The following is a 10,898-nucleotide window of genomic DNA, read 5'->3' on the forward strand; positions in this document are numbered from 1 at the left end:
GCAGTGCCCAGGGGTCAAAATCGTTGCGGTAGAAATCTTCATACCTATGCATCGCCTGCTCGGTGGTCTGCCCCGATTCAGGCGTGTAATAAAAATCCAGAGCCAGGTCGTGTTCAGGAATTTCTTTTACTTGGATTTTGTATTCATCTTTCTGATACATCACCGGCGCGTTTTTATAGAGCACGAAGAAATACATCTCGACGGATGGAATCTTGTCCCGGTTCTGCAGGAGGAACTGCCGGGTGTCTTCGGCCTCTTCTTCGGTTTCTGAAGGGAAGCCGTAAAAACACATGACGTGGCTCCAGATGCCCACTCGCTTGGCCTGTTCGAGGTTGACCTTTGCGGCTTCGATATCGGTATCTTTTTTCACCAGTTTGATGATGCGGTCGTTGGCGGATTCCAGTCCGTAATACAAGGACCTGCACCCGGACTTGTGCGCCATGTCCCACAATTCCGGTTCCAATAGTTGTGATTCGAAACGGATGAGCGTGGTCCAATAGATGTCGAGTTCACGTTCGACCATCATCGGCGGCAGTTTGATGAACAGCGCCGGCGGGAACGACTCATCGGTGAACATGAAGTGTTTGGCGTCTAGTTTGTTTTTCAGGTATTCGAGTTCATCGACAATCTGGTCGGCGTGCTTGGCGCGGAACTGGTCGATATAACCGGCACCGTGATCACAGAAGGTGCATTTGCCCCAGTAACAGCCTCGTGTGCCGAGATAGGGAACGAGTTTTTCCGGCGAGAAATATTTATCCCACGGCATGCCTTCGAAGTCCGGCGGCGGCAGTTCGCTGACCTTCTCCTGATACGTGTCGTTGACGTGCATGTTGCCTTCTTCATCTTTATAGATGAGGTTGGACACTTCAGACATTTTGCGTTTACCCGCCAGGGCCTCGACCAGCCAGACCATGGCGTGTTCGCCTTCGTAGGTGATCATCGAGTCGAACGCCTTGCCGAAGAAATGCGGTTTTTTCGAGAACTCGTCTTTCAACCGGGTGATGATGTTGCCGCCCACCGTCACGTGGATATCGGGAAACGATTCTTTGATCAAAGTGGCGAAAGTGATGCCCGACATGAGCTGCACCGGCGTACCGATGGAGATGCCGACCACCTCCGGTTGTTCTTTTTTGATGGAACGCAGAACCAGTTGGCGGCAGATGTCGGCATAGACATTGACATCTTTGTCGTAGGGCACTTTCAAAAGGTCTTCGGACACCCAGGGACGATATACGTTGAGGTTGCTCTCGACCGGATAGAAATTGATGCTGGCGGGGAAGTAGCAGACCGAGATATATTCCATCACTTCCCTGAAGGCGTTGAGGGCCCATTCGGCTTTTTCCACTTCATAAAACTCGGGTCCGCGCATGATCCGCTTGGCGCGTCCCACTTTATTGATATGGTGTTCGAGGTCGATGTGCTGGTAGTCGCTGAGCATTTGTTTCAGCTCCGCGTCTTCCTGACTCAGGGCTTCTCCATACTCTTTTTGTGTCAGGGCTTTCAGCCTTGCCTGTATTTTGTTTTTGACGAACAGCAGGAATCCGGGCGTGAAAAAGTGGTCGAACATCTCCACGTTGATATCTTTGAGGACCGTCTCAATGCCGTTTTTGCGCAGAACCGCCGCAAGACTCGGTAAAGCCAGGTAGGGAGCAGTGGGCACCCATTCCGGCGGAAATATCAACATGACTTTTTTCATAGAAGATCCTGTATCAGCAATACCTGCCGTTTTTAAATTTTTGGAATCTACGTGGTTAATGCTAACATATCCTAATCTATACACTTAATCAAAATCGGGCAAAAAATGAGCTGGTCTCCGAAAGCACCCGAAGCCAGCCGCGCCCGGTGTTAACACTCATAGTTAAATGGAGCACGAAACAAGTCATGTCCAACACAGAAACCAGCGCGGAAGTTAAAGCCAAAATCCTGCTGGATGAAGCAAATCTGGCATTTTCAGAAACTTCTGAACGTAAAGACAGCCCGGGCGAGCGCAACCTGGAAGGATCTGCCTGGGAAGAAGGCCGAATGGAAGGGGAATACGACGAAGCGGATTATCAAAAAATCCTGGAACTGCAAATGCGTGCCGCCATGGTTTGTGATGAGCACCCGGAACTGGAAGAAAAGACCGCGCAGTTATTCGAGTCCATCACCCAGGAAAACGCTGATGAAGTTCTGCAAACGGTGTTGAAAGACCCGAACATCATGACATTGGGCAAGGCCGCGGTCACCACGTTTGTTTTGCGGTTCCCGACGGTACAGTCTTTTGTCAACAAGGGCCACCCTTTAGTGCTGGCGATGGACGAATATATGCTGGAAAACGCCGACGCGCAAAACTGGCACGACTATAACAATATCGCCCAGGAAAACGGCTGGCTCTGACCGGGGAAGCCCCCGGTGGAAACTGGCAATAGTTTTCCCTGGCAGGAAACAGTTCATCTCGGCTGAAAAACAAGTCTCCTCTCGTTTCGATAAAGAATGAACCCGTCGACAATGCAAAGAAGAGCATGCAACAATTATGAAATTCAGACACAGTCTCGCAAAAGAAACCTTCAAAGGTAAGAAGAAAACTTCCAGCAAGGGTGTTGAAGACCACATCAGTGAAGACCAGCGTGGAAATCACAGCAGTGCTGTCGATGAACCCAGTCCCTTAAGCCTGGACAAGGAAACCATCACCCCCAAGGTTGAAGAAGAACCCAAAGAGATATCTCGGCGGGATATTTTTTCGTTCGGCAACTTTATCGATTTCGGCGCCGCGGTGGAAGATGAAGCCGCGGCAAAAAAACCCGTAAAAAAAGAAACTCCCTCTCCTGAAAACGAAGAACCTGAACCTGCCCAAGAAACTGAAGAAGTCACAGCAGCAGAAGGTGAAGAAGAAACCGAAACGGAACCTGACGAGCCTGAGCAGCCTAAAGAAGGGTTCTTCAAAAAGCTGGTTTCAAGGTTTAAGGAAAGTCCTGAAGAGAAACGGCTGCTTCGCGGTGAAGTGCTTGTTCCTGATGAAGAACCGGAGACAACGCCGGTGGAATCATCAACCGAAAACTCGACTGTAAAACCCGCGGAAGCAGGTAACAACATTTTCGAGCTTGAGGAAGATGACGAGGATGATAAGGAATATGACCGCCGCAACCTGTTGCGCCAGGGAGTCCATTATTTTGCCAAGCCGGTCGTAGAAAACGTCCAGAACAAAATCGACAGTGTTAATAAGGCGGTCGACAAGGTCACCAAACGGGTCCCCCTGCTGAGGCCGCCGGGTGCGATTTCAGAGAAGCAGTTTTTGCAGGCCTGTTCCCGTTGTGATGAGTGTATTCATGCCTGCCCGAAAGACGCTATCCAGCGCGCGCCTAAGAAAATGGGATTCCTCGTTTACAACACGCCTTATATCGACCCGATGCGCAATCCCTGTGTGATGTGCACCGAATTGCCCTGCATCTCCGCCTGCCCGGATAAAGCCCTGCTCCCGGTCCAGGAACTTACTGATGTGAATATGGGCTACGCCATTCTGGACAAGAAAAAGTGCCAGGCCTATGGCGACACCTTCTGCCAGCAATGCGTGATCGACTGTCCGGTTCCCGGAGCCATACATCAGGTGAATGACAAACCGGTCATCGATAAAAATATCTGCACCGGTTGCGGAGTCTGCATGCGCTCGTGCAGTACGGTTAATATTCCGCTGGCGATCAAGGTCAAGCCGCAGATGGTGGTCGAGTATCAGCTTAATAAGAAACGCAAAGAGCAGGAGCTGGCGCGGCTCGAAGCCGAGCGAAAGGCGGAAAAAGAGCAGGAAGCCCTTGTCAGCCAGGAAGAAGAGCCCCCCCCTGAAGAACAGGAGTCTTAAGCCTCTCTCCCCTACTCTTAGATTAACGCTTGCAAGTCTGCCCTGTTTTCAGTACCTTATAGGGCTTTGGTCCCTTTAGGGGCTGGCTTTCATGCTTATTCCAATCCAACGGATTCAAAACCATAATTAAATGAGCAACGAACTACAAAGAACGCACGACTGCGGCACGCTGTCGGAAAAACATATCGGTGAAACCGTGACCCTGTGCGGATGGGTGCACACCCGTCGTGATCATGGGGGACTCATCTTCGTCGACTTGTGGGATAAGTTTGGCATGACCCAGGTTGTGCTGAATCCGCAGATCGACCAACTCGCGCACGAGCACGCCCAGTCCATTCGCGGCAATTATGTGATTGGCGTTATCGGGAAGGTCCGCGCACGTCCTGATGATATGGTGAATCCTAAACTGAAAACGGGGACGATTGAAGTTTATGTCGATCAGTTGAGCATTCTCAATCCATCAGAAACACCCCCTATTTCCCCCTGGGAGCCGCAGGATACTTCTGAAGCCCTGCGTCTGAAATACAGGTTTCTTGACCTGCGAGGTCCGGAGCTGCAGCGCAATTTGAAAATGCGTTATGACATCACCCGTGTAGCCAGGAACGAACTGCACAAGAACGGTTTCATGGAAGTGGAAACCCCGGTGCTGACCAAGAGCACACCCGAAGGGGCGAGGGATTACCTCGTACCGAGCCGGCTCAACCCGCAAAAGTTTTATGCATTGCCCCAGTCACCGCAGTTGTTCAAGCAGATTCTCATGGTCTCTGGAATGGACCGGTATTTCCAGATTGTTAAATGTTTCCGCGATGAAGATTTACGTTTCGACCGGCAACCTGAATTCACCCAGGTCGACATCGAAATGTCTTTCGGCAATGAGAAACTCATGTTTCAAATGATCGAACAGATGATGGCCGGAATTTATAAGGAAGTTCTCGATCAGGAAATTGAGACCCCCTTCCCTGTTTTGAAATATCAGGAAGCTATAGACCGGTTTGGAACTGATAAACCGGACATGCGATTCGGCATGGAAATCGTTGACCTTGGTGAAATTGTAAAAGGCACCTCGTTTAAAGTGTTTGCGCAAGTGCTGGAATCGGGGGGTCAGGTACGGGCTCTCAACGTCAAGAACAGCGCGGAAGCTCTATCTCGAAAAGCATTGGACGATTTAACCGAAATCGCCAAAACCTATGGCGCTAAAGGAATGGCGTGGATCAAGGTGCAGGAAAACGAACTGCAATCCCCCATCATCAAATTCTTTGAGCAGGAAATGCTTGATAACATGTTGAAGGCGTTAGGCAGTGAACCCGGCGACACAGTGGTTTTCATTGCTGACACTCCTAAAATTGTGGCTGACGCCCTCGCCCATCTCCGGCTGGCTTTGGGCAAACAGTTGAACCTGATTGATGAATCGAAAAATTCCTTTCTATGGGTCACCGAGTTTCCTTTAGTGGAATACGATGAAACGGAAAAAAGATACGCCGCGATGCACCACCCATTTACCGCGCCCCGTGAGGAAGACCTGGGAAATTTTGAAAGCGACCCGGGCTCCATCAAGGCACGGGCTTATGACCTGGTGTTGAATGGGAATGAGATTGGAGGCGGCAGTATTCGTATCCACCAAAAGGAAGTCCAGGAGAAAATGTTCAAACTCCTTGGCATTGGCAAGGAAGAAGCCGAAGCGAAATTCGGGTTCCTGCTCGATGCGTTGCAGTACGGAGCACCACCACATTGCGGCATCGCTTTAGGATTGGACCGGATCACCATGTTGCTTACAGGAGCGACATCCATCCGCGATGTAATCGCTTTCCCCAAAACCCAGAAAGCCACCTGCCTGATGACCCAGGCACCTTCGGCAGTGGACCCAAAGCAATTGCGGGAACTTAAACTCAAAGCTGATTTATCCTGATAAAATCCTGGCAAAAACCATGCCCATATGCAGTTGATTCAATCCCTGCAAAATTTGCGTAACAGCGAGTGAAGCATTCCCGGATGCAACTTCTAAAGCCCTTTGTTTTTATTAAGTTTTCAGCACCCAACACTGTGGCAATTTTTACTCAAACTGAATTATCAATATCAGGAGAAAACGAACACTAAAAAACAGGCATTCTTGCAGATTGTTCCGTTACACTAATAGTAAGAGATGGGAAGAGAGTAGCGCTCTTCACCATCTCACTGAACACCTCCTCCTCGAGGTTCCGGGAACAGGACGCCCCCTGTTCCCGGTTTTTGTTGCGCCCTCCTTTGTGTTACTCTTAGCCAAAATCATTTTTCGTATCGACCCATGACACTGGAACAAAAAACAGAAAAAATAAAATCCCTGATCCGGGAAATGGATAGTGTGTTGGTCGCATTTTCTGGAGGAGTGGACAGCACCCTCGTTTTAGCCCTTGCACATGAAGTGCTCGGTGAAAAAGCATTGGGAGTCACCGCCCAATCCCTCAGTGTTCCAGAACGTGAATTGCAGGCAACCCGACAGTTGGCGAGGGAAATTGGCGCAAGGCACCTTGTCATCAAAACCGACGAAATGTCCAATGCCGAATACCGGGCCAATCCGGCAAACCGTTGTTACCACTGTAAAACAGAACTGTACACAAGCCTTAATAAGGTAGCTGCGCAGCAGAAGCTGTCACATGTATTAAATGGTATCAATACTGACGACCTTGGTGATTACCGACCAGGAATTGACTCCGCCCGCGAACACAGTATACGCAGTCCACTTACAGAAGCAGAGTTTAACAAGCAGGACGTCCGTGATTTATCTCAGAAGATGGGTCTTTCCATATGGAACAAACCGGCAATGGCCTGCCTGTCTTCCCGGATTCCCTATGGCCAGCCTGTAACAGAACAAAAACTTTCTCAGGTCGAACAGGCGGAAGACCTTCTGCTTTCTTTTGGATTCAGACAGGTTCGTGTCCGGCATCTCGGAACTGAAGCCCGAATCGAACTGGACAGGAATGAAATCCCCCGCTACCTGAGAGATAAATCCATTCAAAAAACCGTTCAGGAAAAATTAACAGGATTGGGGTTCAGCAGTGTGGTGTTGGATCCGGAAGGATATAGGATGGGAAGTATGAACGAAGCTTTGTTGGAGAACAAACACCATGTTTAAATATGAACTGCGTCCTGAAATCAGAAAAACGCTTAAAGATCCGGACGGCTTTGAAAAAGGGTTGAACGCTGTATTCCTCGGCTTGGCTGTCACCATGGGGGGAGTGGCGCTGATGCTGATCCTCTTCTTCAATAAACCGGAACATGTCCTTCATCCCACCTGGATACTCTTCCTCGGGTTCGGCATCGTTATCTGGGGTGAATACAAAAAATTCAAATGCAAATAACCACTAGGCGTGGGGCCAACTAGCAATGGCTGTGTTATGTTGGCAACGGTTAACTCGGCTTAAAGAGCCAATGCTAATTGCTATCCTCGTTAGAGGAGGCGTGGGGCCAGCGAACAATGGCTTAATCAGCTAACGTCACTGCGAGCGACTGTAAGGAGCGCGGCAATCCAGGTGCTATGGATTGCTTCGTCACCCTCGGTTCCTCGCAATGACGTTCAGAGGATGTTGCCATAAAGATCGTTCCACCTTGGGTTCATATTTTCAATCAAGGTGATTTTCTTTTTTCTGGAGCCGGACTTAATTTGTTTTTCACGGACTATCGCATTCTCCATGCTTTCATGCATTTCAAAATAAACTAGACGCTTACAACCATAATTCTTGGGAAAACCCGGCACTTTTCCATTCTTATGTTCAAAAACAAGTTTGATAAGGTCGCTGGTCACTCCTGCATACAGAGTCCCATTTGGTTTATTGGTCAAAATATAAACTGCGGGCCCTTTCATTTCTGTTAAGGATAAGCTAAGGACAAAGTCAAACTCCGCCCATCGATTGCTTCTCTATGTTTGCAATGACGAGAGGACTCTCACCTAGTCGTCGTCATCCTCATTGAGTGCAATGTGACCCAGTTCGCGGGAGCGGAGGGTAGCGTCTTCGACAGCGTTCATCATGGTTGTGCGCAGGCCGCCTTCTTCCAGGGCGTGCAGTCCGGCAATAGTGGTTCCTGCCGGTGAAGTGACCATGTCTTTGAGTTCTCCAGGGTGCATGCCGCTTTCACGGGCCAGTTTCGCGGACCCCAGTACAGTCTGAACCGTGAGGATATTGGCCACTTCGCGCGAAAGTCCCATTTTGACTCCCGCGTCAGAGAGCGCTTCGAGCAACATGAAGATGTAAGCGGGTCCACTGCCACTTAAACCTGTCACGGCATCCAGATGACTTTCCTCAACATCAACGGTGCGCCCCACTGCTTCAAAAATACGATGGGCTATTTTCACATCCACTTTGCTGACGTGTTTGCCGGAAGCGATGGCTGTCACCCCTTCCTGAACCAGTGACGGAGTGTTGGGCATGGTGCGCACCACACTGAACTTCCTTTTGGTATCGCTACGCAAGGCGTCATCCATAATGGATAGGGGAACACCCGCCGCAACGGATATCACCAGCTTGTCACTGTCCACCAATGCGCGTATATCACGCAGGACCTCTTTCAAGATCTGCGGTTTGACCGCGAGAATGAGGATGTCGCATTTCTTCGCCAGTTCATGGTTGTCGCCCGTAACCTTCACTTTAAATTTCGTGTGCAGGGCATCACGTTTTGGTTTAGAAGGTTCTGACACAAATACATTTTTAGCGTCTATGAAAGAAGCCGAAACCAAACCGTTTATCAAAGCCTCCGCCATGTTGCCGCCACCTATGAATCCTAATTTCTTATTTTTCAGCACAAGGTTTTCTCCTCGTAAATTTTTATCTCAAAACTAATTTCCTGCTCGCTTAACAACTCCTATTTTTTCTCCCCAGGCAGGGCCTGACGGGGACCAAAAATCGCGGTCCCGACACGGACCAGCGTTGCCCCCTCTTCAATGGCAATCTCAAAGTCATGGCTCATTCCCATCGAAAGCTCGTGCAGGGATAGTCCATTCTGTTTTTCACACCGGTCACGAATTTCCCGCAATCTTGAAAAGTGTATGCGCGACTTTTCCGGGTCGGAATCAAAGGGCGGAATCGTCATCAACCCTTCAACCTGAACCCCTTTTAACCGGGTAAAGTCCTGCAAACGTTTTTCCAGTTCGTCCGGTTCCATGCCAAACTTTGCTGTTTCGCCCGAAACATTGACCTGCAACAAAATTTTTTGTTCCCGGTTTTCCGACTGACTGTTCCTGGCTATTTTCTCCGCCAGTTCGAAACTGTCTACCGAATGTATCAAGTCGAAATGTCCGTCAATGAACTTGACCTTGTTCTTTTGCAAGTGGCCGATAAAATGCCATGCGATTCCGTCCGATCCCATCTGTTCTATCTTGGGAATCACTTCCTGAATTTTGTTTTCGCCGAATATCACAGCACCCGCTTCACGTGCTTCTTCTATCCGTTCAACATCAACTTGCTTGGAAACCGAAATAAGCCGCACACTACCAGGTTCTCTTCCAGACTTTTTGATAGACCGGGATATCCTTCCCTGAACCTCAGCGAGGTTTTCAGCGATCATTGTCATTTTTCTCTATGGAAACGGCTTATAGAGCCGGGAAAACTTTTGGTTGAGAGGTCAATTAAATGCAAGCACGCTTAGCGGGATCACAGTCAATAGAGGGCTTGCGTGCCCCGCTCGCCAGTACGAACCCGGATGGCTTCTTCAATCGGAAGGACAAAGATCTTTCCATCGCTCAAGTTGCCGGTGTGTACCGTTTTAGCTATCATGTCCACCACTTCATCGACTGCTTCATTTTCCAAAACCACAGATATCTCCACGCAGGGGTGAAACTGTGGAACTTTCAATTCAGGGTCGGATTTCAAATGGCTCATGGGCTTGCCAATACCTTTGGCATCGACAACTGAAAGTCCGGGAACTCCTAATTCGAAAAGCTTCTCCCTCAGGGCTTCCAGCTTTTCATATTGAATGTAGCATTTTATCATTTTCATGGCTTGCGACCATTTTAGGCCTGATCAACAGTTGTTGCAACTTGAACCATGTTGTTGTCAGCATTTTCTTCAGAGGGAAGGAGCAAACGGTGCCAGTTGTGCTTTTCCCAATTGCGGGCATCTTTAAAGTTTTTGTATTCACGCTCTTTCTTCCTGAACTCAGGATGATGGCTTTGCCAGGCTCCATTCTTCTTGTAAGACGGGGCAAACTGGTGACACATTTCATGGTAAACAGTGAGTTCCAAAACACTTAGAGGGACAAAATCCTGCTTCAATCTTGGATGAATGCGGATAAGTTTTTTCCCTTCGTCATAGGACCCATATCGGAAACCGCTTTTGTTACGTGATTTCACATCCCGCCCCCATTTTATCTTTGCTTGAATACGGCTATTGAAATATTCCCTGTTCAGGCGCTCAAAAATCCCATCCAGGTCCCTTTCATCAACGTTATCCTGAACCGTTTCTTCCTCCGCCAATGTTTCCCGGGTCTCAAGATATTCAAGAATTAAGGACTTCACCGTTTCCGGCAATTCCTTATCCTTCAATAACCGTCCTAGTATTTTTCCAGAAAGGTTATCCAGCACGGACTCCTCGGTCTGGTCAAACTCTTCAAAGTAGTTTTGATTGAAAATTTCTAACCGGACAGTCGGACTTTCAGAACGAACTCTTACTTGTCCCACATAATCCATGCCATTTTTTTTCAAGGTAAACATCCGGGTCAGCAAAACAGGGTCCCCAGTATCCAAACGGCATTTCCCAAGAGATAGAGTTCCCAGGTTGAGAGTTTTAACCAGATTTTGAACGGGTATTTTTTCAGGATTCATCAGGCAGGCCATAAGAAGTGTTAAGAATATTAAAACGAGGTTAAACAGAAATAAATATTACCGCATGAGAGCATAAAATTCCAATAAAATTAGCCATTTAGGTCTCCCCTTAAACCTTTACAAAATATTTAAAGTTCGATACTGTGTAAACTATGAATATTTTAAAATTTATTATAATTGCCCTGATTTCTGTGTCGTGCTCTGCGGTTCAGGATTCAGGCACAGTACGGGAAACACTGGATATCAAGTCGGAAGTGGATTTGTTCCTTTCAACTC

11 protein-coding genes are annotated in these 10,898 nt (G+C 48.5%); 5 read left to right on the plus strand and 6 right to left on the minus strand.

What is annotated here, in order from left to right; translation table 11 throughout:
* Positions 1-1,696: radical SAM protein (locus F3741_05205; GenBank protein MZG30198.1), on the minus strand; the 1,696-nt coding region annotated here is incomplete at its 3' end.
* A 185-nt stretch (positions 1,697-1,881) separates the two neighbouring features.
* Here F3741_05205 and F3741_05210 point away from each other — a divergent pair.
* The 5 genes from F3741_05210 (at position 1,882) to F3741_05230 (ending at position 7,167) form a co-directional block, all read left to right on the plus strand.
* Positions 1,882-2,376: a hypothetical protein gene (locus F3741_05210; GenBank protein MZG30199.1), complete on the plus strand. Its 495-nt coding sequence runs from the start codon at positions 1,882-1,884 to the stop codon at positions 2,374-2,376.
* Positions 2,377-2,512: 136 nt separating this feature from the next.
* The gene (locus F3741_05215) at positions 2,513-3,832 is read left to right on the plus strand and encodes a 4Fe-4S dicluster domain-containing protein (protein MZG30200.1); all 1,320 of its coding nucleotides are present in this window, start codon (positions 2,513-2,515) and stop codon (positions 3,830-3,832) included.
* Between the two features lie 130 nt (positions 3,833-3,962).
* A complete protein-coding gene (gene aspS / locus F3741_05220) occupies positions 3,963-5,738 on the plus strand; it encodes an aspartate--tRNA ligase (GenBank protein ID MZG30201.1) in 1,776 nt (591 codons plus the stop codon).
* Between the two features lie 375 nt (positions 5,739-6,113).
* On the plus strand, positions 6,114-6,941 hold the full coding sequence (larE, locus tag F3741_05225; GenBank protein MZG30202.1) for an ATP-dependent sacrificial sulfur transferase LarE: 828 nt from the start codon (positions 6,114-6,116) through the stop codon (positions 6,939-6,941).
* Positions 6,934-7,167 carry a hypothetical protein gene (locus tag F3741_05230; protein ID MZG30203.1) on the plus strand — a complete coding sequence of 78 codons (234 nt, stop codon included), beginning with the start codon at positions 6,934-6,936 and terminating at the stop codon, positions 7,165-7,167. The genes larE and F3741_05230 overlap by 8 nt, the downstream gene beginning before the upstream one ends.
* A gap of 215 nt (positions 7,168-7,382) precedes the next feature.
* Here the strand turns inward: F3741_05230 and F3741_05235 are convergent, their stop codons facing one another.
* The 5 genes from F3741_05235 to F3741_05255 all read right to left on the minus strand — a co-directional run bounded on the left by F3741_05235 (position 7,383) and on the right by F3741_05255 (position 10,634).
* Positions 7,383-7,670, minus strand: a complete 288-nt coding sequence (locus tag F3741_05235; protein MZG30204.1) for a GIY-YIG nuclease family protein — start codon at positions 7,668-7,670, stop codon at positions 7,383-7,385.
* Between the two features lie 84 nt (positions 7,671-7,754).
* Positions 7,755-8,606, minus strand: a complete 852-nt coding sequence (gene proC, locus F3741_05240; GenBank protein ID MZG30205.1) for a pyrroline-5-carboxylate reductase — start codon at positions 8,604-8,606, stop codon at positions 7,755-7,757.
* Between the two features lie 59 nt (positions 8,607-8,665).
* On the minus strand, positions 8,666-9,373 hold the full coding sequence (locus F3741_05245) for a YggS family pyridoxal phosphate-dependent enzyme (GenBank protein ID MZG30206.1): 708 nt from the start codon (positions 9,371-9,373) through the stop codon (positions 8,666-8,668).
* An 86-nt stretch (positions 9,374-9,459) separates the two neighbouring features.
* On the minus strand, positions 9,460-9,798 hold the full coding sequence (locus F3741_05250) for a P-II family nitrogen regulator (GenBank protein ID MZG30207.1): 339 nt from the start codon (positions 9,796-9,798) through the stop codon (positions 9,460-9,462).
* Between the two features lie 14 nt (positions 9,799-9,812).
* Complete coding sequence (locus F3741_05255; protein MZG30208.1) at positions 9,813-10,634, minus strand: SprT family zinc-dependent metalloprotease; 822 nt, start codon at positions 10,632-10,634, stop codon at positions 9,813-9,815.
* Positions 10,635-10,898 lie beyond the last annotated feature (264 nt).

It is taken from the genome of Nitrospinota bacterium, assembly GCA_009873635.1.
Lineage (GTDB): Bacteria > Nitrospinota > Nitrospinia > Nitrospinales > VA-1 > LS-NOB.

Bases quoted from the DNA above. Each gene is read 5' to 3' on its own strand.
- F3741_05210 (MZG30199.1), top strand. From the start codon at position 1,882: ATGTCCAACACAGAAACCAGCGCGGAAGTTAAAGCCAAAATCCTGCTG.
- aspS (MZG30201.1), top strand. From the start codon at position 3,963: ATGAGCAACGAACTACAAAGAACGCACGACTGCGGCACGCTGTCGGAA.
- F3741_05250 (MZG30207.1), bottom strand. From the start codon at position 9,798: ATGAAAATGATAAAATGCTACATTCAATATGAAAAGCTGGAAGCCCTG.
- F3741_05245 (MZG30206.1), bottom strand. From the start codon at position 9,373: ATGACAATGATCGCTGAAAACCTCGCTGAGGTTCAGGGAAGGATATCC.
- F3741_05215 (MZG30200.1), top strand. From the start codon at position 2,513: ATGAAATTCAGACACAGTCTCGCAAAAGAAACCTTCAAAGGTAAGAAG.
- F3741_05235 (MZG30204.1), bottom strand. From the start codon at position 7,670: ATGAAAGGGCCCGCAGTTTATATTTTGACCAATAAACCAAATGGGACT.
- larE (MZG30202.1), top strand. From the start codon at position 6,114: ATGACACTGGAACAAAAAACAGAAAAAATAAAATCCCTGATCCGGGAA.
- F3741_05255 (MZG30208.1), bottom strand. From the start codon at position 10,634: ATGGCCTGCCTGATGAATCCTGAAAAAATACCCGTTCAAAATCTGGTT.
- F3741_05230 (MZG30203.1), top strand. From the start codon at position 6,934: ATGTTTAAATATGAACTGCGTCCTGAAATCAGAAAAACGCTTAAAGAT.